We start from the raw sequence: 21,461 nt of genomic DNA on the forward strand, positions 1-21,461 counted from the left end.
ATAAAAAACGCCACCCTTGTTTGGGCAGCGTTTATTGTTTGAATCCAGGCAGCAAATAGGCGCGATATAGAGGCTACGTGGAGCGCACGCGGGAAACGGCATCCAACCAGCCCTGATAAAGCTGTTCGCGAGTCGCCTCCTCCATGCTGGGCGTGAAGCTCTTCTCGCAGCGCCACAGCTGTTCTATCTCTTCCAGGGTGGCGTACCACCCCAGCCGCAGCCCAGCCAGATACGCCGCCCCCAGCGCCGTGGTTTCCAGAATCGTCGGTCGATCCACCTGCACGTTGAGCATGTCGGCCAGAAACTGCATCACCCAGCTATTTTTCACCATGCCGCCATCGACACGCAGGTTGCCTGGCGCGGCATCCATGTCATCGTTCATGCAGAGCTGAAGGTCTCGAGTCTGGTAACACACCGCCTGCAGCCCGGCCGCGACGATTTCGGCGATCCCGGTGTCTCGGGTCAGGCCAAAAATGGCGCCGCGGGCCTTGGGGTCCCAATGGGGGGCACCCAACCCGGTAAAGGCAGGCACCAGGTACACGCTGTGCCCGCTGCGGGTTTTCTGGGCCAAGGCTTCGGTTTCCGAGGCATCGGCAAACAGGTTCAGCCCGTCACGCAGCCACTGCACAGTCGCCCCGGCCACGAAGATACTGCCCTCCATGGCGTAGGTGGGCTGGCCATTGATCCGGTAACCCACGGTGGTCAGCAGGCGGTTGCGGGAAACCGACGGTGTATCGCCGGTATTCACGATCATGAAACAGCCCGTGCCGTAAGTGCTTTTGCCCATGCCGGGCTTGAAGCAGGCTTGCCCAACCAGGGCTGCCTGCTGGTCCCCGGCAACCCCGGCGATGGGCAAGGCAGCCCCCAGCCAGTGGGCTGCCACCGTACCAAAGTCGTCGCTGGAGTCTTTCACGCCTGGCAGCATGTTGGCGGGCACATCGAACAGCGCCAGCAACTCATCGTCCCAACGCTGCTCATGAATGTTGAACAGCGCCGTGCGCGAGGCGTTGGTGGCATCGGTCACGTGCTGTTGGCCTTCGGTCAAGCGCCAGATCAGGAAGCTGTCGATGGTACCGAAGGCCAGCTCCCCCTTGGCCGCCCGTTCGCGGGCGCCCTCGACCTGATCGAGTATCCAGGCCAGCTTGGTGGCAGAGAAGTAGGGGTCGATCAGCAGCCCGGTTTTGGCCTGTACCGCCTCGGTATGGCCCGCGTCCCGCAGCGCCTGACAGCGTTCGGAGGTGCGCCGATCCTGCCAGACAATGGCGTTATAGAGTGGCTTGCCCGTGGCGCGATCCCATACCACCGTGGTTTCTCGCTGGTTGGTGATGCCGACACCGTCTATCTGTTCGGCACTGACCTGGGCCTTGGCCAGCACCTCTCGGCAAGTCGCCACCACGGAGTCCCAGATATCCTCCGGGTCGTGCTCGATCCAACCATCCTGGGGAAAGTGCTGGGGAAACTCCTGCTGGGCAACGGCCGCTACCTGGCCCTGGCGGTCGAAGAGAATGGCACGCGAGCTGGTGGTACCTTGATCGATGGCAAGAATGAAGGAGGACATATCGTGTTCACTTTGTTGTAGGGTTCTTTCGATTTTGACGGTTTTGTTTCGTTTTATTATACTACAAGGCTACGCCAGCGGCTCGCAATGCTCAAGTATGAAACTTGCCAAGGTGGCGACGCCTTTCCCGCTGGGTCAGGCGATGTGCAGCGCCACATCGTGCTGGGTAAGCAGACGGGTAATCGACTCCGGCGGCCGACGGTCGGTGAACAGCGCATCCAGTTGCGAAAGATTGCCCTGACGCACCACCGGGTTACGGTGAAATTTCGAGTAGTCGGCGGCAAGATACACCCGGCGAGAATTGGCGATAATGGCCTGGGCCACGCGCACTTCCTGGTAGTCGAACTCCAGCAGCGAGCCATCTTCATCGATACCACTGATACCGATGATGCCGTAATCCACCTTGAACTGATTGATGAAGTCGATGGTGGCTTCACCAATGATGCCGCCATCCCGCGAACGCACCTGCCCCCCGGCGATGATCACCGTGAAGTCTTCCTTGTGCTGCAGGATGGCAGCCACGTTCAGGTTGTTGGTGATGATTTCCAGCCCCTGGTGCTCCAGCAGCGCCTGGGCAATCATCTCGTTGCTGGTACCGATATTGATGAACAGTGAAGCATGGTGAGGAATATGCTGGGCCATGCAGCGGGCAATCCGCTCTTTCTCTTCCAGGTGCAGCGTCTTGCGCGTGCTGTAGGCGGTGTTCACCGTGCTCGACTCGACCCCTACACCGCCATGCACGCGCCGGACGCGCCCATCATTGGCCAAGGTATTCAGATCACGCCGGATGGTCTGGGGCGTTACCGCAAAATGTTCGGTCAGTTGCTCGATGCTCATGTAACCATGCTGGCGCACCAGCTCGACAATGGCATCCTGGCGATACTGCTGGTTCATAAGCCCGGCCTGTTCGTTATTGGTTGATCCATGTGCGTAATAGATTAGCAAAATTTTCGATATCCAATCACGCGAACATGACCCAAAGCCGATGAAACGTCACTTATAGCGGCCAGACCCACAGAATCATCGGTATCGTCACGCACATCACCACCAGCGAAAGCGGCAACCCCAGCTTCCAGTAATCACCAAAGCGGTAGCCCCCTGGCCCCAGCACCAGGGTGTTGGACTGATGACCGATAGGCGTGAGGAAGGCACAAGAGGCGCTGACGGCCACCACCATCAGGAAGGGGTCCAGGGAAACGTCGAATCCATTGGCCAGGCTGGCGGCAATGGGCGCCATCAGCAGCGCGGCAGCGGCATTATTGACCACGTTCGACAGCAGCATGGAGAGCAGAAAGAGCCCCGCCAGGGAGACGATCACCGGCCACTCCAGGCCAAAGGTCAGCAGCGCGTTGGCAATGATCGCCGCCCCGCCACTGGTTTCCAGCGCTTCACCCACGGGCAGCATGGCCGCCAGCAGCACGATCACCGGCCCGTCGATGGCCTGATACCCCTCTCGCAGCGGCAGCACGCCGATCAACAGCGACACCAGCGCCGCCGTGCTCATGGCCACCGCAGCGGGCAGCAGATCCAGCAGCATGGCGATAATAGCCAGCACGAAAATACCGATCGAGAGCAACAGTTTGCGCGGCTGGCCCAGGTTCAGCTCGCGGTTGGCCAGCGGCAGGCAGCCCAGCGTGGCCAGGCTGTCGGCGATCTCGTTTTCGCTGCCCTGCAGCAGCAGGACGTCGCCGGTTTGAAAGCGAATGTCGCGCAGCCGCTGCTTGAGCCGGGCGCCGTCGCGGGCCACCGCCACCAGATGCAGGCCAAACTGATGATGCAGGCGCAGTTGGCGCACGCTGCGATTGACCATCATCGAGTCGTTGCGCACCACCGCTTCGATCAACTGCAGCCCTTCGGTATCGACGGGCTGGCGCTCCTTCGCCGCTTGCTCGTCGCTTTCGTTCTCTTCGGCATCGTCAGGCTCGGCAATGACGCTCAGGCCCACCTTGTCTTCCAGCAGCCTCAACTCATCGGGGCCTGCCTCCAGCAGCAGGATATCGCCCTCGCGCAGTACGCCGTGGAAACGGTAGCCTGCCCGCCGATCATCGTCGCGCACCACCGCCAGCACGGGAATGGTCTCTTCCAGTTCGTCGCGCAGCTGTTGCAGCGTCAGCCCATTGGCTTTGGAGGCCTCGCTGACCTTGAGTTCGACCAGGTAATTGGCGGTATCGAACATGTCATCACCCGCCGACTGGGCATTGCGTTTGGGGGTGAATCGCCAGCCCACCAGCACAATGAAGGCCAGACCCACCAACGCCACCGCAGCACCCACGGGCGTAAAGCTGAACATGCCGAAATTTTCGCCCGTGATATTGCCACGATACGCCGAGATGATGATGTTCGGCGGAGTACCGATCAGGGTGGTCAGGCCGCCCAGCAGCGAGCCGAACGCCAGCGGCATCAACAGCAGCGAGGGCGAAGTATCGTGTTCTCGCGCCAGGCGCATGGCCACCGGCAGCAGCAGTGCCAATGCCCCAACATTGTTCATGACCCCCGACAACAGCACCACCGTGCCCACCAGCACCAGCAGCTGCAGCATCAGGCGCTCGCCGGCCTTGAGCACCTGATGGGCAATGACGTCCACCACCCCTGAGCGTTCGAAACCACGGCTCAGCACCAGCACGGCGGCAACGGTGATCACCGCCGGGTGGCCAAAGCCCATGAACGCATCGTCTGCGGGTACCAGCCCCAGCATGATCGAGCCGAGCAAGGCCGCCAGGGCCACCAGATCATAGCGAAAACGCCCCCAGACAAACGCCGCCAGGGTGAGTCCAAGAACCACAAACACCAACGTGCTGGGCGCAAGCCCCAAACTTTCCATGGACATAGAGTGCCATCTCCCTGAGCGTTACAGCGGCGCGACTCCCTCCGCCATCTTCTCATTACATTAGACGATCACAAGCAGGCCGTACAGCCTCTGAACAACCGTCATTCACTGCGCAGAGAACCGCAAAACGCTCGGCAAAACCGAGCGTTAGAGGCGTACCAGGGGATGTGCAGGTTCAGCGTCAGGCGGGGCGATGCAGGCGCGCCAGCAGGCGTTCGACGGCCTCCAGGTGCTCGGGCTCGTTATGGCACAGCCCTTGGAACACGGCGCAAACGTCCAGAAAGGCTTTCAGCTCCATGTCCGGTGCCATTTTCATCAGCCGCTTGGTCAGGCGCGTGGCCTTGGGGGGCTGGCTGGCCAGACGCGCTGCATGGGCCATGGTAGCCTCCATGAGCTGTTCAGGCTCGACCACTTCCAGCACGACGCCGTAGGCAAGCGCCTCGTCGGCATCGATCACGCGGCCCGACAGGGTCAGTTCGAAGGCACGCTGATAGCCGATCTGGCGCTGCAGGAACCAGGCACCGCCATCGCCGGGAATGATGCCCAGATTGAGAAACGTCTCGCCGAAGCTCGCCTTGCGGGAAGCAATACGTAAATCCGCCATATTGGCCAGGTCGAACCCGGCACCGATGGCCGCACCATTCACGGCGGCAATGATCGGCACTTCCACCTGGGCAAGCGCCAGCGGCATGCGCTGAATGCCCTGACGATAACGCTCGGCGACTTCTGCCACGTTGCCAGCGAAGTCGCCGCTGCGGTTGGCCATGTCCTTGACATTGCCGCCTGCACAGAAGGCGCTGCCTGCCCCTGTGATGACCAGCACCGATACCTCTGGACAAGCATTGACCCACCGAGCCGTGGCCACGATGTCATCCACCAGTGCCGTGCCGGTCAAGGCATTGCGCACGTCATGGCGGTTCAAGGTCAGCGTAGCGACCCGCTCGTGCAGCGTCAGGGTGGCATCGGTCAAGCTGGGCAACGTCATCGTCATTGGTCGCGCTCCACGATAATGCGGGCATCCACGATGGCATACCCGGTAGGGTGCCCCTGCGGATAGGCCAGCACGGGGTTCAAGTCGAGTTCCTGAATCTCGGGGTAGGTCTCCACCAGCCGCGAGACCTGCATCAGCAGAGCCACCAGGGCCGGTTTGTCCACACCGGCAGCGCCGCGCACGCCGTCGAGGACTTTCTGCGCCTTGATCTGTTCCACCATGGCGTAGGCGTCCCGCTCGCTCAGCGGCAGAGCCCGGAAGGCAACATCTTCCAGCACCTCCACGAAAATGCCGCCCAGGCCAAACATCACCACCGGCCCGAATACCGGGTCACGGAACATGCCGATGATCACTTCGACCCCTGGCTGGGCCATGGGGCTCACCAGCACGCCTTCGAAGCGGGCCCGGGGGTCGTAGGCATGGGCATTGTGCTGGATGGCCTGGAACGCCTCGCGCAGCGCCTCTTCCCCGCTCAGGTGGAGCTTGACGCCGCCCGCATCGGATTTGTGCAGAATGTCCCGCGACACCACCTTCATGGCCAAGGGCTGCTGGCCTGCCTGCTCGATGACCGATGTCAGCTCATCAGCCTGGCTGACCCACCACTGGGGGGGCACGGCAATGCCGTGTTCGGCCAACAGTGCCTTGGCTTCGAACTCGAACAGGTCGCGCCCTTCCGCGCGGGCCCCGGCGAGCAGCGCGGCTCCCTTGGCCGTGGGCTGCCAGGGCGTCTCCAGGCGTCGAACCTGCGTCAGGTACTCGCCTCGCTCGCCCAGCGCCGCCAACACCCTGACCGCGTGTTCGATGGAGGCATACACCGGCAGCCCTGATTCATGCAGGTGGCGCAGCGCAGGCGGCTTGATGGGCGCGTACAGGCTGTACACCACCAACGGCTTTTCGCTGCCCTGGGCCAACGCCAGCAGTTGCTTTGCCCCCTGCAGCTCATCGTCGGCCAGCGACTCGGAAAACCGCAGGCTGTAGCCACCCAACATGCCTACCAGGAAGACGCTGTCGACGCCGGGGTCGGCCATCACGATCTCGACACAGCGAGCCAGCAGCGACGGACGGGCATCCGAGGAGCCCGCCACATCCACAGGGTTGTCCAGCGCCGCCTGAGGAAGCAGCACCTCCTCCAGAGCATGACGCGTGGACGGTGCCAGCATCGCCAGGCTCAGCCCGGCTTCGGCGAGCCGGTCGGCGGCGATGGTGGCCTGGCCGCCGCCGTCGGAAATCACCGCGATCCGCTTGCCGGGCGCCTGCTGCAACTGCCCCAGGCCTTCGGCGACCGGCAGGATCTCGTCGGAGTACTGCACCACGCTGACACCCACCTGACGCAGCAGGTCTACCGTCATTTGGTAGCTGCCTGCCAGGGCGCCGGTGTGCGAGCTGGCCGCTTTTTGCCCCTGCTCGGTGGCGCCGGATTTGTACACCACCACCGGCTTGTGCGCCGTGACCTGACGGGCCACGTCCAGAAAGCGCCGTCCATCCCGAAACCCTTCCACGTACAGGGTCGCCACTCGGGTATGCGGGTCCTCACCGAGATAGCGCAGGTAGTCGTTGAAACCAATGTCGCTTTGGTTACCGGGGCCAATATAGCTACTGAACCCTACCTGGCCGTTATGCTGTGCTTCCAGGGCCAGCGCCAGCAGCATATTGCCCGATTGCGAGACGATACCGATGTCGCCTGCCCTGACATTGGTCAGGTCCAGCAGGTTGATGCGCTGATGCAGGTTGAACAGACCGGAGGTGTTGGGGCCGATGATGCGCACCCCATGCGCCTCGGCCGCCGCCATCATCGCTTCCTCCAGGGCAGCCCCTGCCGCTCCGGTTTCGCCGAACCCGCTGGCCAGCACTACCGCGCCCTTGATCCCCTGACGGCCACACTCGGCGATCAGCGCCGGTACGCTGGCAGCCGGGGTACACAGCAGAGCCAGCTCCGGCGTACCCGGCATGTCCGCCAGTGAGGGCCAGGCCGGAATGTCGAGGATCTGCTCCGCCTTGGGGTTGATGGGGTAGATCGCCCCCTCATAGCCGCCCTTGATCAACCCTAGCAGGGCTTTATAGCCGCGCTTGGTCGGGTCGGCAGAGGCACCGACGATAGCGATACCCGTTGGGGAAAGCAGTGTGTGCAGCGGGCTGCGGGAGCCGTGTGATTCGTTGAAACAGTTCATGACGTGACCTGTAGGGCAAAACGGACGATAAAAGGATTGCAAGGTGGCAGCCGGCTCATTTGCCCTGAAAACGCGGGGCACGTCGTGCGGCAAAGGCATCGACCCCTTCTTGCCAATCGTCGGTGATCGAGCAGGTAAACACGGCGTCCAGCTCCTGCTGAAGCTGGCTTTCCATGCTGGTTTCGCTGGCGCGATTGAGCAGCGGCTTGAGCATCGCCATGGAGACCGGCGCCTGCCCGGCCAGCCGAGTAGCCAGCGCCTGGGCCTGGGCCATCAGCTCGGCTCCCGGATGGTTGGCCAGTGCCAGACCGATCCGAGTGGCCTCCACGCCATCGATGCGGTCGCCCAGATACAGCAGGCGGCGCGCCTGGCCCAGACCCACCCACTGCGGCAGACGCTTCGAAACACCGCCCCCGACACAGGTGCCAATACTGGTTTCCGGAAAGCCGATCTGGGCATCCTCAGCCATGACGATGAAATCACAGGCCACGGCCATTTCTGCCCCCGCCCCCAAGGCATAGCCATTCACGGCCGCCACCACCGGCTTACCCAGCTGGTCGATGGCTTCACAGACATCATTGCCCAACTGCAGATAAGCCCGCCGCTGAAACAGCGAGCGCTGTGCACTGCCATGGGCTTTCATGTCCGCGCCGACACAAAAGGCGCGTCCCTCTCCGGTCAGGATCACCGCTCTTACCTGCGCTGCGCGCTGGGCAAAGCGCAGGGCATCGAGCAGCTCTTCATAAAGGGTTTCAATCACCGCGTTCAGCCGGTGGGGTCGGTTGAACCGCAGGGTCAGCACGTGTTCATCCAGAGAGATCAGGAGCGTTTCATAGGTGGGCAGCGCGGGCGCGTCGGCAGACATGATGCTGTTGGTAACCTCGTTCGGAAAAAACAAATAAGGAAACGATTGTTCCTTTAAATAGAAAAAGAGAAACAAACGTACTGCCGAACGATAGGACACTGCTGGGGGATAATCAATACATTCGTGACAAAAACATTTATCATTGGCACAAACGTTTTACACTTCATCAAAGAGAGCCCCATGCCTGACCACGCCACCCGCCCTGCGCCCGACCTGGAAAGCGTCCACCGGCAGCTGGCCGAGCACTACGCCACGCTCAGCCCACAGCTCAAACGGGCGGCCAGCTATGTGTTGGAACACCCGACGGAAATGGCGTTTCAGTCAGTGCGTAAAACGGCCCAGGCCGCGTCGGTGACGCCTTCCACTCTGGTCCGGCTGGCCAAGCGGCTGGGCTTCGAGAGTTACGAGTCGTTTCGGGAGGTTTTTCAATCGGCGGTGCAGGCCGCACCGGTCGAGCTGAGCGGCCGTGCCAGTCGGCTCAAGCAGCAGGTGCGCAACCCGCAAGAGGCGCTGTTCGTGGAGGTGGGTGATGCCGCTTTCGACAACATTGGCAGGCTCTTCACGGCGGATAATCAAGCGCGGGTAAAAGACGCCGCCGAGCGCATACTGGCGGCTCGCCGGGTAGCCGTGATCGGCTTTCGCGATACCTTTGCCTGCGCCTACCACTTTGCCTACGTGGGACGTATCGCCATGCCCGACGTGACGCTGATTCGCGGACAGGAGGGCGGGCTCCTGACGGAGCTGGCGCCCTTCGACGAACAGGACGTGGTGGTGGCTTTCGGCTTCGAGCCTTACTGCGCCGAAACGGTCAAGGCGCTGGAGATTGCCCGCGCCAACGGCGTGCAGGCCATCGTGGTCACCGACACCCTGCGCTCACCGCTGGTGCCTGGCGCCAGCGTGACGTTCACCGTCGCCAACGCCACGCCTCACTTCTTTCCGTCGCTGCTCTCGGCCATCACGCTCAGCGAAGCGATTCTGGCCGAGTGCGTGGCCGTCGGCCCCGACCAGCTGGTGGATAACGTGGCCAGCTTCGAGCGGCGCATGCGCCAGCTGGGGGCCTATGTCGACGTGGACTAGCCCCCGGCTCAGGCGAGCGACTCAGGGCAGCAGAATGGTCGAGCCGGTCGTCTTGCGGCTCTGCAGCGCATCCTGGGCCTTGCCTGCTTCCTGCAAAGGGTAGCGGTTGGCGACATCGATGCGAATCTTGCCGCTTTCGATCATGGCGAAGAACTCTTCGCACATCATTTCCAGCCGCTCGCGGGTATCCGCATAGCCGTTCAGGCTGGGGCGCGTAACGAACAGCGCTCCCTTTTGATTCAGGATACCGATATTGACGCCGTCCACCGGGCCGGACGCGTTACCAAAGCTGACCATCAGTGAGCGCGGCTTGAGACAATCCAGCGACATCTCCCAGGTGTCCTTGCCCACGGAGTCGTACACCACATCACACATTTCACCGTTGGTCAGCTCGCGCACCCGCTCGACGACGTTCTCTTCGGTGTAGTTGATGGTGGCCCAGGCGCCATTGGCCATGGCCAGGTCAGCCTTCTCCTGAGAGCTGACGGTGCCGATCAGCTTCACGCCCAGCGCCTTGGCCCACTGGCAGGCAATCGAGCCCACGCCCCCGGCCGCCGCGTGGAACAGAATGGTCTCGCCGCCCTTGAGCGGCTGGGTTTGACGCAGCAGGTACTGCACCGTCAAGCCCTTCAGCATACTGGCCGCCGCCGTTTCGAAGTCGATGAAATCCGGCAGTTTGACCACCTTGGCCGCGGGCAGCGTGTGCAACTCGGCGTAGGCACCCAGCGGGCCCTGGGCATACGCCACGCGGTCACCTACCTTGAGATGCGTGACGCCCTCGCCCACCGCATCGACGATGCCTGCGCCCTCGGTGCCCAGGCCAGAAGGCATGCTGGGGGCCGGGTACAAGCCCGTGCGAAAATAGATATCGATGAAGTTCAGGCCAACGGCCTTGTTGGCGATACGGACTTCACCGGCAGCCGGTGCGACAGGCTCGACCTCGGCCCACTCGAGTACGTCGGAGCCACCGGTAGTGGAAAATTGAATACGCTTGGACATCAAAAAACTCCTGTTATTGGCGATGGGGTATCGCTTGTTATGAATTATCGTTTGCCGTGAATGATCGCGTTGAGCATCGCTGACCGAAAACGGATGACGGAGTCTGCACGGGTCCGCTATCCAACCGCGTCAGGGCGCTGAAATCAAGTCGTCCAACCCTCTGGCCGACACACGCCTGTCACGGGTACATGCTAGACTAAGGGCCATTTTATAACACGCCTGGTCACCACAAGACGGATCGTCCATGACCCATCCTGCCATTGAAGTACCCACTCTGATTGCCCACCGCGGCTACTCTGCGGCCGCCCCCGAAAACACCCTCACCGCCGTGCGCGCCGCTCATCAGGCGGGGGCGCGCTGGGTTGAGCTGGATGTTCAACTGCTGGGGGACGGCATGCCCGTGATCTGGCACGACAGCGATGTAAGCCGCTGTTCGGACGGGCGCGGCGAGCTGGCCAGCATGACCTGGCGCCAGGCCCAGGCGCTGGATGTGGGCAGCTGGTTCGGCGACCGCTTTGCGGGGGAACGCATGGCCAACCTGGAGGCCATGCTGGCGCTGCTGAATGAGCTGGAAATGGGCGTCAATCTGGAAATCAAGGTCAACAAGGGGCGCGACCCCATTGCCCTGGTCGATGCGGTGCTGCCCATGCTGCTGACAGCGCTACCTGCCGAGCGCTGCATCGTCTCCTCTTTTGACGGGGCCGCACTGGCTCACAGCCGTCGGCATGCGCCCCGAGAAGCTCTCGCCCTGGGCGCGCTTTACGGCAGTTTACCCAAGCAGTGGCGCGCCCAATGTGCCGCCATCCAGGCGTTCAGCATTCACCCCCACTGGCCCCGGCTGAAGCGCACCCAGGCCGCTGCCATGCGCCGGGATGGCTATCAGATCCTGTGTTATACCGCCAACGATCCCAGTGCGTTTCAAAGCCGCTGGGCCTGGGGCATCAACAGTGCCATTACCGACGAACCAGCCGCTTTCCAGCGCTATCTCGACAACCGAAAAGAAGGATGACAATGAAGTATCTTGGTGCCCATGTCAGCGCGGCCGGTGGCGCTGATCAGGCCGTGCTGCGCGCGGTGGAGATCGGGGCGACGGCGTTTGCCCTGTTTACCAAAAACCAGCGTCAGTGGCAGGGCAAACCGCTCACTGACGAGGCCATCGCAGCCTTCAAGCGGGCGTGCCGCATCCATGGCTTCGCGCCAGCGCAGATCCTGCCCCACGACAGCTACCTGATCAATCTGGGGCACCCTGAGGCGGAGGGCCTCGACAAGTCGCGGGCCGCCTTCATCGATGAGATGCAGCGCTGCGAGCAGTTGGGCCTGACGCTGCTGAACTTCCACCCCGGCAGCCATTTGAACAAGATCAGCGAAGCCGACTGCCTGTCGCGCATTGCCGAATCCATCAACCTGGCTCTGGATGCCACCCAGGGCGTGACCGCGGTCATCGAAAACACCGCAGGCCAGGGCACCAACCTGGGCTGGCGCTTCGAACATCTGGCCAGCATCATCGAGCAGGTGGACGACAAGCGCCGGGTCGGCGTTTGCATCGACACCTGCCACGCCTTTGCCGCAGGCTACGACCTGCGCAGCGCCGAAGCGACCCGCGCCACGCTGGACGAACTGGGCAGCGTGGTGGGGTTCGAATATCTGCGCGGCATGCACCTCAACGATGCCAAAAGCGACTTCGCCAGCCGTGTGGATCGGCACCACAGCCTGGGGCAAGGCAACATTGGCCTGGCGGCCTTCACCACGATCATGCAGGATGCGCGCATCGATGGTATTCCCATGATTCTCGAAACCATCGAGCCCGAGATCTGGGCCGACGAGCTGAATTGGCTGCGCGCTCAGGCCCCGGAGGCCGCCCCCGGCAGGTAGTGAATCACATCGTGAAAGCGTAACCGCGACGTACCGTTGTTGCGCATGGCGTGGGGCCGGTCCGCGAAAAAGCGCAGCCCCTCGCCAACGCCCAGGGTTTGCCAGCGCTCGTCGATGCGCAGCTCCATCTCGCCTTCCACCACCACGATGTGCTCCACCACGCCGCTGGCATGGGCCGTGGATTCGCTCATGGCCCCCGGGGCCAACTCGATCAGGAACATCTCGAACCCCAGCAGGGGGTCGTAGGGGAACAGCAGGCGCGCCTGCATGCCCGCGCTGTCATCCCCCCACACCGACTCCCACCCATCCCGATGCAGCTCGCCCAGCGCGGGCTTGTCACTGTCGAACAGGGTAGAAAACGACACCCGAAACCCGCTGGCGATCTTCCACAAGGTGGCCACCGTGGGGCTCGACTCCCCACGTTCGATCTGCCCCAGCATCGCCTTGCTGACCCCGGTTTCACTGGCCGCGCGATCGAGGCTCCAGCCCCGCTCCTTGCGCAGCTGCTTCACCGTTCCTGAAATATGCTCGGCAATGGTATGCGGCGTTAAAGCCATGCGACTCTCCTGACGGTCGGATTCAGATAGCGGGGTTGGTCGGATGACTATCATGCCAGAAAAAGGTTGTGCGTCATAACGCACAATGTTAGCGTAGCCATCCGTGCGCTATAGCGCACGCTCAACATAACCACGTGGGAGCCACCCATGGACACGCCAACGACGCTGCCCTCTTCATCATCTGCCTCGCCTCATCTATGGCGGGACATGAGCCTGTCTACGCTGATTGCCGGTTTCGTCGCCGTCATCATCGGCTATACCAGCTCCGCCGCGATCATTTTTCAGGCCGCCGCCGCTGCGGGCGCCTCCACGGCCCAGATCAGCTCCTGGCTATGGGCGCTGGGCATCGGCATGGGCATCACCTCGCTGGGGCTTTCGCTGCGTTACCGCATGCCGCTGCTGACCGCCTGGTCGACGCCGGGAGCCGCCTTTCTGGCCACCAGCCTGCCGGGAATTCCTATCGAAGAGGCCATCGGCGCGTTTCTGTTTTCGGCGCTGTTGATCACGCTGTGCGGTGTCACCGGGCTGTTCGAGCGTTTGATGCGCCATATTCCTGGTGCCATCGCCTCGGCCCTGCTGGCGGGCATTCTGCTGCGTTTCGGGCTGGAGCTGTTCAACGTCATGGAAAGCCAGTGGCTGCTGCCGCTGGCCATGCTGGCTGCCTGGGTCGCGGGGCGGCGCTGCTGGCCCTCACTGGCGGTGCCGGGAGTCCTGCTGGTGGGCGTGGGGCTGGCCCTGTGGCAAGGCCAGATCTCGACCCAGCCGATCCCGCTGGCGCCTACGCTGCCGGTCTTTACCGCCCCGGTATTCAACCCGATGACACTGATCAGCATCGGCATTCCGCTGTTCGTCATCACCATGGCGACCCAGAACCTGCCCGCCGTCGCCGTCTTGCGGGCGGCAGGCTATCGCCCCAACAGCTCACCGCTGATCACCTGGACCGGTGGCGCCACCCTGCTGCTGGCGCCGTTTGGCGGCTACGCGCTCAACATGGCGGCCATCAGTGCGGCGGTATGCCTGGGCCCAGACGCCCATCCCAACCCCAGGCGGCGCTACACCGCCGGGGTGGCTGCCGGGGTCTTCTATATCGCCATGGGCATCTTCGGAGCCACCGTGACCGGGGTGTTCAGCGCCTTGCCTAGCGTTCTGGTGATGGCACTGGTGGGCATTGCCCTGCTGAGCACGCTGGGCACGGGCCTCGCGGGCGCTTTCGAGAAGAGCGAACAGCGCGATGCCGCCATCGTGACCTTCCTGCTCACCGGTTCCGGCGTGACGCTACTGGGACTGGGCGGGGCTTTCTGGGGCCTGGTGGCGGGGCTTGTGGTACTCAAGATCAGCACATTCAGCGCCCGCGCGCACCAGAAGGATCGCTAAAAAAACGCCCCGCCATCGTGGATGGCAGGGCGTCTATGTCTATCGGCCAGCGGTGTACGGTGGTTACATCACCGCTGGTTCCATGTTGGCCAGGCGCTCTTCATCGAGCACGCCGGACATGCGCACCATGGCCAGCGCTTCATCCAGACTGCTCATCTCTTCGATGACCAGCAGCTCGTTCTCCAGCGTTACCGGCTGACCGGCCTTGTCGGACAGCAACTTCTCCAGCGAGGCCACGTCCATGGCATCGTCGAGATGATGAATATCCACGGACGCACTGTTCTCGCTGGGCAGGTAGATAGTGCCGTTGGAGAAGTCCACGGCGTAGGCGATCACGCCCGGCACGATGAAGAACAGCAGGCCAACGCTATTGGCAATGGCGACCACGGGGTCGACATCACCGCTCAGCTGGCCTTTGCGTTCCGGATAGAAAAGCGTACCGCACCCACTCAATGCCACAATGGAGACACCAACGACCGCCCCCGTCAACCAACGGCGCACTGCTTGCTGCATGGAGGTTCCCTCGGAATTTTCAATGTAACGATAGCCATCGTATGAAGTGACACGCTTGTTATAGGCGCAGGCTATCGCGTTACAAAACGGGTCGAGTTTAGCATATTTCGTGCTAAGCACACGCCCTGACGTCTACACAGGATTTTGCCGCCTTCCCCGCTTGGCCGTACAATGCCGCTTTCAACGCTGGATTAAGCGCAACGCGCTTCTCATACTCAGCACCATCGACAACCCAAGGAATGCTCACGCCCATGCGCGCCAGCCAACTATTGATCGCCACCTTGAAAGAAACCCCGGCCGACGCTGAAGTCATCAGCCACCAGTTAATGCTGCGCGCCGGTATGATTCGCCGTCTGACTTCGGGCCTGTATACCTGGCTGCCGCTGGGCCTGCGCACGCTGCGCAAGGTCGAAGCCATCGTGCGTGAAGAGATGAACCGCGCCGGAGCCCAGGAAGTACTGATGCCCGCCGTACAGCCCGCCGACCTGTGGCAGGAATCGGGCCGCTGGGAGCAGTACGGCCCCGAGCTGCTGCGCCTGACGGACCGCCACGACCGCGACTACTGCGTGGGCCCCACCCATGAAGAGGTCATCACGGACCTGGTGCGCCGGGAAATTTCCAGCTACAAGCAGCTGCCGGTGAACTTCTACCAGATTCAGACCAAGTTCCGCGATGAAATTCGCCCCCGTTTCGGCGTGATGCGCTCGCGTGAGTTCATCATGAAGGATGCCTACTCTTTCCATCTCGATGAAGCGTCGATGAAAGAGACCTATCAGGCCATGTACGATGCCTACACGCGCATCTTCACGCGTCTGGGGCTCGACTTCCGCCCGGTGATTGCCGATAACGGCTCCATCGGTGGCACCGGCTCTCATGAGTTCCATGTGCTGGCCGACTCCGGCGAAGACGATATCGTCTTCTCCAACGCTTCCGACTACGCCGCCAACATCGAAAAAGCCGAAGCTTTGCCTGCCCCGTTGGGCAGTCAGGTAGAGCGCAGCGCGCCCAGCGAAGAGATGCGTCTGGTCGACACCCCCGATGCCAAGACCATTGCCGCTCTGGTCGAACAGTTCAACCTGCCTATCGAAAAGACCCTCAAGACGCTGATGGTCCACGCCGCAGAAGGTGGCCTGATTGCTCTGCTGGTGCGTGGCGATCACGCGCTGAACGAGGTCAAGGCGGAGAACCTGCCGCAGGTCAAGGCACCCCTGACCATGGCCAGCGAAGAAGAGATTCGTGCAGCAGTAGGAGCCGGCCCGGGCTCCCCTGGGCCCCCGTGGGCCTTGACATGCCGATCATCATCGACCGCAGCGTGGCGCTGATGAGCGACTTCGGCGCGGGCGCCAACGTCGATGGCAAGCACTACTTCGGCATCAACTGGGAGCGCGACGCCCCCCTGCCCCAGGTCGCCGACCTGCGCAGCGTGGTAGAGGGCGACCCCTCGCCGGATGGTCAGGGCACCCTGCTGATCAAACGCGGTATCGAAGTGGGTCATGTGTTCCAGCTGGGCCAGAAGTACTCCCAGGCCATGAATGCCAGCGTACTGGGCGACAGCGGCAAGACCAGCCACCCGTTCATGGGCTGCTACGGCATTGGCGTGACCCGCGTGGTCGCCGCCGCCATCGAGCAGAACCACGACGATGCAGGCATCATCTGGCCCAACGCCATCGCGCCTTTCCAGGTGGCGCTGGTGCCCATGAACGCCCACAAGTCCCAGCGGGTGCGTGAAGAGTCAGAGCGCCTCTACCAGGCACTCACGGCGGCAGGTCTGGACGTGCTGCTGGATGACCGCGACACTCGTCCCGGCGTCAAGTTCGCCGACCTGGAACTGATGGGCGTGCCGCACCGCCTGGTGATCGGCGACCGTGGCCTGGACAACGGCGAGCTGGAGTACAAGGGCCGCCGCGACAGCGACGCCACCATGGTGCCCGCCGACACGATCGTCGAGTTCCTGCGTGAAAAAGCGGGCCTGGCACAGTGCTGATCGCCCCCTCATGCTGCACGGCCTGGTGCGAGCCCTGATCCTGGGGCTCGCAGTAGGGGCCAGATCATGCCCTTCTGGGTCGCCGAGCTGGGCCTGCCCATGGACGACCTGACCGAACCCAACCGCAATCTGCGCTACGGCAGCACCATTCTGGCCCACTATCTTGCCGTCGAGCGGGGTGACTTCACCCGCGCTCTGGCTCGCTAAAACGGCAGCCTTGGGCAAACCTGGTACCCCGAGCGGGTATTGAAGGCCTAGCGCGACCATTGGCGTTAGCCGGTCACCCTGTCAACCCCTGCTTCAACACTGTGCAGCAAGCCCGCCTTAGCCAGATTGGCCAGCAACTGTGCCACGTCACGCGTTACCTGCGGCAGCGACGCCCCTTCGAAGAACGCCACGAGCGTCTCACTCAATTCCTGCAGGTTCATCGGCTCATGCTGCAATAGAGCCCATACTGCGCGGCTGGTCGCGTTCATTCGATGAATATCACCCCCGTTCTGGCCAATCACGAACAGCTCATCGCCCAGCGACCACTCGAAGGCTGCCGGGCTGGTGTGCCAGTAGCGGGCGTCATCCAACAGCAGCGCAGGCACCTCCGCCCGTTCAGCACTTGCCACCGATTGCCCCTGCTGCCGATCTGCTGAGAACGGCTGACCCTCCCAGCGCTGTGCCAGCCACAGGGCTGCCTCATAAGCATCCGAGTATCGCAGCAGAAAGCACGGTAGCCGCTGCAGTAGCGGCAGGAAGCGATCCATCAGCGCCTGATCCGACTCGTGCTCGGCAAAGTTCTGTTGCAACAACTGCCATAGGCCATCGCCGGGCTGCAGGCGTGTCAGTTGGGGGGCCGTCAACGTGGGGTCTCGGTCGATCAGCAGCACGGCCCCCAGCGGGGAGCGGTCGCCATGGGCTGCCAGTTGGGAACTCGACAAGTTCAGATAACCGTAACGGTCGTCGAAAGGACCAAGATGGCAGGCCACGAAGTGCTGAAAATCTACCGACAAGGCCTCCGGGACCGGTAACCGCAAACGCGGTGCCACGCCAAGCGCGATGCCTTCACCTTCAGGATTGAGCGCCAGCACATCATCCCCGAATACACGGCAGTCTGCGGCAGCAAATGCCGAGGTCAAGGTGCTTTTTCCAGCACGGTGGGCATCAGGAAAAATCACCAGCTGCCCGTTGAGCTCCACCGAGCCACAGTGCAAGCCCACCAGCTCAGGGTGGCGATGCAGGAACGCCCCGGCCAAATCGGCGACGACGCTACAGGCAGTGCCAACATCGGTGTCCAACAAGGCCCCCTGGGGCAGCGCGGGCGCTTCCTGCCAGTAGCCGTCGGGGTGCTGCCAAACGCAGATGTCCGGGGCTTCCGGCAACACCGGGCAGCGTTCGATGGGCCAGCCTGGCATGGCCTGCTGCAACACGGGCAACAGCTCCTCCGCCTCTACCAGGCGCAGGCAGGGGCCCAGACTGGGCAGGCTGATATCGTGAGTGGTGTGGGTTGTCATCGGCCGTTACCACCTTGGCAGTACGCGGCTCAAGCGAATTTCGATGACACCATCGCGCTCCCAGCGGGATCGATGCGGACGCGAATAGCCAGCCCGGCGACGATCATGAGGGCGGTAGTATCGCTCATCACGACGGGCATGATGCTTGTGCCGAGGGCGTGAGTAGCTGGGGCGTGAGTAGCTGGGCCGCGAACGGCTGTGCCGTGAGCGACGGCCGCGCGCTTCTGCCTGCCCCATCGACAGGAACGTGGGAGCAACGTAGAGCGCTGCGGCACCCAGCCCAAGGCTGGCCAGTACCTGGCGGCGCGAGCGGCGCTTCTGCAACACCTCTTCGGTTTCATGGGACATGGTGGTTCTCCTCGTCAAGATGATCTTCAAGTTAACGAACACTGTTTCTCAAATTACTCTAGCCAAGGCGACCTACCGACACCAGATGCCCATGACGACTTCCCCATTGTTTACTCTTTTTTACCTTTCAAGGTTTTATCGTTAGAGCAAAAACATGACTTTTCAACATAATAAATAGATCATAAGGCCACTTCCCTGACCCCACTTAGGTACCCCCCCATGCCTGCATTGCGTCAATTTGCGAGACCCCGCACGTTTGCCTGGCCACTTGGCATTGCCGCGTCGCTGTGCAGCTTTTCAGTCTTCGCAGCCAGTGTCAGCGTCACCGACACTATCTGGCCTACTCATCGTCGCTGCTGTCCACCGAGCAATACCAGGCCCACGTATTGATTCAGCTCTCTCGCGATGAGCTGCTGAGCGCCTATAGTCGACTGCAGTGGCAATTGTTCGGCATTGTGATACTGATACTGCTGCTGACGTTGGCTGCCGCGCTATGGAGCGCCCGCAGCATCAGTCAGCCGCTGATTGCGCTGGCCCAGGCCGCTCAGCGCATTGGCCGTGGAGAACGGATGGCGCTGCCCAAAGAGGGCTCGGTGGCCGAGACCCAACAGCTGGCCAGCACGCTCTACACGATGCAGGAAGCCATCGCCAAGCGGGAGGCGACATCATGGGCACCGGAGCGGTCACCGCCATCGAAGGGGCAGCAGGCGGCGGGCTTTCCCCATGGGCAGTGCTCGCCAGCACGGCCAGTGACGATGAAGTGGGCGTCACTGCCGCCGTGACACGAGCGTGGCCGACGAAGAGGATTGGCAAAGCATCTATAGCGCCTACTTCTTCAACAAGCACGTTTCCTTGACAGGGGCATGGCTGGACCTGGGCGACATCGCCGGTTTGCCTTCTCAGCGCAGTGGCTATCTCTCGTTACAGGCGGCGTTTTAACGCGGCTTGGCCCATGGACCGTGCCCACCAGACCATGGGCATCACCGATGCTCACTTCAACCGGGTAGTAGAGTACTTGAACGAGGCCATGATAGAGGAAGGGATACCGCTAGCCGCACGTAACGACATGCTGGGCCGCCTGGCGCCCATGTATGCCAACGTCATGCGCCTGCAGTAATCTGCCAGCCATCACGTCCGGCGGTCTTGACCTGGTACAGGGCTTTATCCGCCGCTTCATACGCACCGGCAAAGGCCGTTGCCATGGCAATGAAACGCGTGGCGCCCACGCTGAGCGTCACGCGCTTTTTATCCGGGTGAGCAGGGTGCGGGTACTCGGCCGCATCGAGCGCCGCCTGAAGCGCTTCGCACTGCTGTGCCAGTACGCTATTGGAAGGGCACGGTAGCAACGCCGCAAATTCATCGCCGCCCAATCGATAAAGCTGGGCCGTCGGCCCCAGCGCCTGCTCGATCATGCTTGCCAGTTGGCGCAGCAGTCGGTCGCCCTGAGGATGCCCCAGCGCATCGTTGTACTGCTTGAAAAAATCGATGTCGATCAAGATCAGTCCCAACGACTCACCCTCGCGACTCACCACGTCCTGATGCAGTGCACTGCGATTCCCGATCCCCGTGAGCGGGTCGCGCATGGCGCGGGCCATCCAGTCCAGTTTCTCAGCAGTGGCGTTTTCCGTCTGACGCAGCTGCCGCTCATGCATCGCCCAAAACCCTAGACCCAGCACGAAGATCAGCAGACTGGAGTAGGTCAACACCTGGTTGTGGCGTCGGGTGCTTTCGGAAAAATCATTGATCGCCATACCGCGCCGATCCAACTGGTGCATTTCGATACGCGTCAGGCAGTCCACGGCGATGAATAGCGCGTGGACCGCGTCGATGGGTTCGATCTGCTGTTGTTCCAGGCGTTCGGTCATCTCGTCGACCAGTGCCAAGCTGGGCAGGGTACAGGAGTAGTTCTGACGGTATACACTGACATCGAAAAGCCCATAGGCAAGATCCAGCGCATGGTTGGCCTCGCTGATGTCCAGTGGCGACGTCGCCACCAGCAGCGACTCTTGGGCGCTCTGCACGTAGCCTCTCGCCCGAGTCGCCAGCTGCTGCCCGGTCAGGCTGCCGGTCTGGCTGAAGTAGGCCTGGATTTCCGGGTAGACCCAACGAGACTCATAGACGATCAATACCATCAGGCCCATGAAACTCATCAAGCTCAAGGAGAGCCACGTCATGTAGCGGGGGCGACGCTTTGGCTCTCCTGGTGGCGCTGCACTCACCACTGCGCCTCGATGCTGCGAATCATCCAGATCCAGTCGTTGAATTCACGCAGGTTTTCGGTATCACGGCCAGAGTATTCACGCTCCACCAGACGCACCGGGCCCCGCGAGCGCAGCGTCAGCGGCTCACCATCTTCGACGGTGACCAGATACCAGACCGGGTTATCCCAGCCCCCCAGGGTCACTTCGTAATCATCCCAGGCAGTGAAGTGCAGTTGCGGGGGTACCGACCCGAAGTGTTCCACCAGAAACTCACGAAACGGAATTCCCTGCATTTCCACGTCGCGCCCCTGATAAGGGTCGTAAACGGTAAAGGTCGTATTGGGCTGCTCACGCAGATCACTGATGGCGATTGTTCTCGGTGGTCTCCCCATTGACCAGATTCAACGCCTGCGCCTGGGCCAAGGTCGGGAGACATAGCGCAAGGAGCAGCCCCAGCACCATGTTGCAGAGAGGTTTCAAAGAAGTGCGGGGCGTTACAGCAGTACGTGGCAGCACAGCGTTCATGGCCGTTCGGTTCCTGGTAAGGGTAGGCGTTCAAGTGGTCACACTTTACCAGAGCATCAGGCCAAAACACTTCAACGGCTGTCAACTGATTTACCACAGG

General features: G+C 62.2%; 20 protein-coding genes and 2 pseudogenes. 9 read left to right on the top strand and 13 right to left on the bottom strand.

Annotation, left to right across the window (positions count from 1 at the left end; translation table 11 throughout):
* Window positions 1–73 precede the first annotated feature (73 nt).
* From glpK to B7L72_RS09605, 6 genes are all read right to left on the bottom strand, one after another.
* Window positions 74–1,558 carry a glycerol kinase GlpK gene (gene glpK / locus B7L72_RS09580; protein ID WP_081194029.1) on the bottom strand — a complete coding sequence of 495 codons (1,485 nt, stop codon included), beginning with the start codon at window positions 1,556–1,558 and terminating at the stop codon, window positions 74–76.
* A 135-nt stretch (window positions 1,559–1,693) separates the two neighbouring features.
* The gene (locus B7L72_RS09585) at window positions 1,694–2,452 is read right to left on the bottom strand and encodes a DeoR/GlpR family transcriptional regulator (protein WP_016913669.1); all 759 of its coding nucleotides are present in this window, start codon (window positions 2,450–2,452) and stop codon (window positions 1,694–1,696) included.
* 103 nt (window positions 2,453–2,555) lie between these two features.
* On the bottom strand, window positions 2,556–4,385 hold the full coding sequence (locus B7L72_RS09590) for an SLC13 family permease (RefSeq protein ID WP_081194030.1): 1,830 nt from the start codon (window positions 4,383–4,385) through the stop codon (window positions 2,556–2,558).
* Window positions 4,386–4,566: 181 nt separating this feature from the next.
* Window positions 4,567–5,376, bottom strand: a complete 810-nt coding sequence (locus B7L72_RS09595; RefSeq protein WP_081194031.1) for an enoyl-CoA hydratase-related protein — start codon at window positions 5,374–5,376, stop codon at window positions 4,567–4,569.
* The gene (locus tag B7L72_RS09600; protein WP_081194032.1) at window positions 5,373–7,544 is read right to left on the bottom strand and encodes an acetate--CoA ligase family protein; all 2,172 of its coding nucleotides are present in this window, start codon (window positions 7,542–7,544) and stop codon (window positions 5,373–5,375) included. The genes B7L72_RS09595 and B7L72_RS09600 overlap by 4 nt, the downstream gene beginning before the upstream one ends.
* Before the next feature lie 55 nt (window positions 7,545–7,599).
* Window positions 7,600–8,409 carry an enoyl-CoA hydratase/isomerase family protein gene (locus B7L72_RS09605; RefSeq protein ID WP_026001668.1) on the bottom strand — a complete coding sequence of 270 codons (810 nt, stop codon included), beginning with the start codon at window positions 8,407–8,409 and terminating at the stop codon, window positions 7,600–7,602.
* A 180-nt stretch (window positions 8,410–8,589) separates the two neighbouring features.
* Here B7L72_RS09605 and B7L72_RS09610 point away from each other — a divergent pair, with 180 nt between their 5' ends.
* Window positions 8,590–9,486: a MurR/RpiR family transcriptional regulator gene (locus B7L72_RS09610; protein WP_016913664.1), complete on the top strand. Its 897-nt coding sequence runs from the start codon at window positions 8,590–8,592 to the stop codon at window positions 9,484–9,486.
* A 21-nt stretch (window positions 9,487–9,507) separates the two neighbouring features.
* Here B7L72_RS09610 and B7L72_RS09615 read toward each other — a convergent pair whose 3' ends face one another.
* The gene (locus B7L72_RS09615; RefSeq protein WP_039178320.1) at window positions 9,508–10,485 is read right to left on the bottom strand and encodes an NADPH:quinone reductase; all 978 of its coding nucleotides are present in this window, start codon (window positions 10,483–10,485) and stop codon (window positions 9,508–9,510) included.
* Between the two features lie 244 nt (window positions 10,486–10,729).
* On the opposite strand from B7L72_RS09615, the gene B7L72_RS09620 reads away from it, so the two are divergent.
* Both B7L72_RS09620 and nfo read left to right on the top strand, forming a co-directional pair.
* Window positions 10,730–11,494 (top strand): glycerophosphodiester phosphodiesterase family protein, encoded by a 765-nt coding sequence (locus tag B7L72_RS09620; RefSeq protein WP_081194033.1) that lies wholly within the window; start codon window positions 10,730–10,732, stop codon window positions 11,492–11,494.
* A gap of 2 nt (window positions 11,495–11,496) precedes the next feature.
* Window positions 11,497–12,357 (top strand): deoxyribonuclease IV, encoded by an 861-nt coding sequence (gene nfo, locus B7L72_RS09625; RefSeq protein WP_081137216.1) that lies wholly within the window; start codon window positions 11,497–11,499, stop codon window positions 12,355–12,357.
* On the opposite strand, the gene B7L72_RS09630 is transcribed toward nfo, so the two are convergent.
* Entirely contained in the window at window positions 12,327–12,914 is a 588-nt protein-coding gene (locus tag B7L72_RS09630; RefSeq protein ID WP_016913660.1) for a helix-turn-helix domain-containing protein, read from the bottom strand. The two genes, nfo and B7L72_RS09630, sit on opposite strands and share 31 nt — an antisense overlap.
* A gap of 147 nt (window positions 12,915–13,061) precedes the next feature.
* On the opposite strand from B7L72_RS09630, the gene B7L72_RS09635 reads away from it, so the two are divergent.
* Entirely contained in the window at window positions 13,062–14,288 is a 1,227-nt protein-coding gene (locus tag B7L72_RS09635) for a benzoate/H(+) symporter BenE family transporter (protein WP_081194034.1), read from the top strand.
* A 63-nt stretch (window positions 14,289–14,351) separates the two neighbouring features.
* On the opposite strand, the gene B7L72_RS09640 is transcribed toward B7L72_RS09635, so the two are convergent.
* Window positions 14,352–14,801 (bottom strand): hypothetical protein, encoded by a 450-nt coding sequence (locus B7L72_RS09640; RefSeq protein WP_081194035.1) that lies wholly within the window; start codon window positions 14,799–14,801, stop codon window positions 14,352–14,354.
* Window positions 14,802–15,052: 251 nt separating this feature from the next.
* On the opposite strand from B7L72_RS09640, the pseudogene B7L72_RS09645 reads away from it, so the two are divergent.
* Window positions 15,053–16,785, top strand: a pseudogene (locus tag B7L72_RS09645) (proline--tRNA ligase).
* Between the two features lie 51 nt (window positions 16,786–16,836).
* Window positions 16,837–17,043, top strand: a pseudogene (locus B7L72_RS09650) (lytic transglycosylase domain-containing protein); the annotation flags it as partial.
* Window positions 17,044–17,057: 14 nt separating this feature from the next.
* On the opposite strand, the gene B7L72_RS09655 reads toward B7L72_RS09650, so the two are convergent.
* Complete coding sequence (locus B7L72_RS09655; protein WP_081194036.1) at window positions 17,058–18,287, bottom strand: PqqD family protein; 1,230 nt, start codon at window positions 18,285–18,287, stop codon at window positions 17,058–17,060.
* 6 nt (window positions 18,288–18,293) lie between these two features.
* Entirely contained in the window at window positions 18,294–18,635 is a 342-nt protein-coding gene (locus B7L72_RS09660) for a hypothetical protein (RefSeq protein WP_081194037.1), read from the bottom strand.
* A gap of 667 nt (window positions 18,636–19,302) precedes the next feature.
* On the opposite strand from B7L72_RS09660, the gene B7L72_RS09670 reads away from it, so the two are divergent.
* From B7L72_RS09670 to B7L72_RS09680, 3 genes are read left to right on the top strand one after another with little or no spacing between them, the layout of a single operon-like run.
* Window positions 19,303–19,491: a DUF3034 family protein gene (locus B7L72_RS09670; protein ID WP_081194260.1), complete on the top strand. Its 189-nt coding sequence runs from the start codon at window positions 19,303–19,305 to the stop codon at window positions 19,489–19,491.
* On the top strand, window positions 19,425–19,574 hold the full coding sequence (locus B7L72_RS09675) for a DUF3034 family protein (protein ID WP_081194038.1): 150 nt from the start codon (window positions 19,425–19,427) through the stop codon (window positions 19,572–19,574). The genes B7L72_RS09670 and B7L72_RS09675 overlap by 67 nt, the downstream gene beginning before the upstream one ends.
* A 13-nt stretch (window positions 19,575–19,587) precedes the next feature.
* Complete coding sequence (locus B7L72_RS09680) at window positions 19,588–19,752, top strand: globin domain-containing protein (protein WP_254893792.1); 165 nt, start codon at window positions 19,588–19,590, stop codon at window positions 19,750–19,752.
* On the opposite strand, the gene B7L72_RS09685 is transcribed toward B7L72_RS09680, so the two are convergent.
* Together B7L72_RS09685 and B7L72_RS09690 are read right to left on the bottom strand one after the other, a co-directional pair.
* Window positions 19,736–20,809: a GGDEF domain-containing protein gene (locus tag B7L72_RS09685; protein ID WP_016913652.1), complete on the bottom strand. Its 1,074-nt coding sequence runs from the start codon at window positions 20,807–20,809 to the stop codon at window positions 19,736–19,738. The two genes, B7L72_RS09680 and B7L72_RS09685, sit on opposite strands and share 17 nt — an antisense overlap.
* 41 nt (window positions 20,810–20,850) lie before the next feature.
* Complete coding sequence (locus tag B7L72_RS09690) at window positions 20,851–21,228, bottom strand: hypothetical protein (RefSeq protein ID WP_237718580.1); 378 nt, start codon at window positions 21,226–21,228, stop codon at window positions 20,851–20,853.
* Window positions 21,229–21,461 lie beyond the last annotated feature (233 nt).

This window comes from Halomonas sp. BC1 (assembly GCF_002078135.1).
Classification (GTDB): domain Bacteria; phylum Pseudomonadota; class Gammaproteobacteria; order Pseudomonadales; family Halomonadaceae; genus Vreelandella; species Vreelandella stevensii.

Bases quoted from the DNA above. Each gene is read 5' to 3' on its own strand.
- B7L72_RS09640 (WP_081194035.1), bottom strand. From the start codon at position 14,801: ATGCAGCAAGCAGTGCGCCGTTGGTTGACGGGGGCGGTCGTTGGTGTC.
- B7L72_RS09655 (WP_081194036.1), bottom strand. From the start codon at position 18,287: ATGACAACCCACACCACTCACGATATCAGCCTGCCCAGTCTGGGCCCC.
- B7L72_RS09600 (WP_081194032.1), bottom strand. From the start codon at position 7,544: ATGAACTGTTTCAACGAATCACACGGCTCCCGCAGCCCGCTGCACACA.
- B7L72_RS09635 (WP_081194034.1), top strand. From the start codon at position 13,062: ATGGACACGCCAACGACGCTGCCCTCTTCATCATCTGCCTCGCCTCAT.
- B7L72_RS09585 (WP_016913669.1), bottom strand. From the start codon at position 2,452: ATGAACCAGCAGTATCGCCAGGATGCCATTGTCGAGCTGGTGCGCCAG.
- B7L72_RS09670 (WP_081194260.1), top strand. From the start codon at position 19,303: ATGGGCACCGGAGCGGTCACCGCCATCGAAGGGGCAGCAGGCGGCGGG.
- B7L72_RS09605 (WP_026001668.1), bottom strand. From the start codon at position 8,409: ATGTCTGCCGACGCGCCCGCGCTGCCCACCTATGAAACGCTCCTGATC.
- B7L72_RS09630 (WP_016913660.1), bottom strand. From the start codon at position 12,914: ATGGCTTTAACGCCGCATACCATTGCCGAGCATATTTCAGGAACGGTG.
- B7L72_RS09610 (WP_016913664.1), top strand. From the start codon at position 8,590: ATGCCTGACCACGCCACCCGCCCTGCGCCCGACCTGGAAAGCGTCCAC.
- B7L72_RS09660 (WP_081194037.1), bottom strand. From the start codon at position 18,635: ATGTCCCATGAAACCGAAGAGGTGTTGCAGAAGCGCCGCTCGCGCCGC.
- B7L72_RS09690 (WP_237718580.1), bottom strand. From the start codon at position 21,228: ATGGGGAGACCACCGAGAACAATCGCCATCAGTGATCTGCGTGAGCAG.
- B7L72_RS09680 (WP_254893792.1), top strand. From the start codon at position 19,588: ATGGACCGTGCCCACCAGACCATGGGCATCACCGATGCTCACTTCAAC.
- glpK (WP_081194029.1), bottom strand. From the start codon at position 1,558: ATGTCCTCCTTCATTCTTGCCATCGATCAAGGTACCACCAGCTCGCGT.
- B7L72_RS09595 (WP_081194031.1), bottom strand. From the start codon at position 5,376: ATGACGATGACGTTGCCCAGCTTGACCGATGCCACCCTGACGCTGCAC.
- B7L72_RS09615 (WP_039178320.1), bottom strand. From the start codon at position 10,485: ATGTCCAAGCGTATTCAATTTTCCACTACCGGTGGCTCCGACGTACTC.
- B7L72_RS09685 (WP_016913652.1), bottom strand. From the start codon at position 20,809: ATGACGTGGCTCTCCTTGAGCTTGATGAGTTTCATGGGCCTGATGGTA.
- nfo (WP_081137216.1), top strand. From the start codon at position 11,497: ATGAAGTATCTTGGTGCCCATGTCAGCGCGGCCGGTGGCGCTGATCAG.
- B7L72_RS09590 (WP_081194030.1), bottom strand. From the start codon at position 4,385: ATGTCCATGGAAAGTTTGGGGCTTGCGCCCAGCACGTTGGTGTTTGTG.
- B7L72_RS09620 (WP_081194033.1), top strand. From the start codon at position 10,730: ATGACCCATCCTGCCATTGAAGTACCCACTCTGATTGCCCACCGCGGC.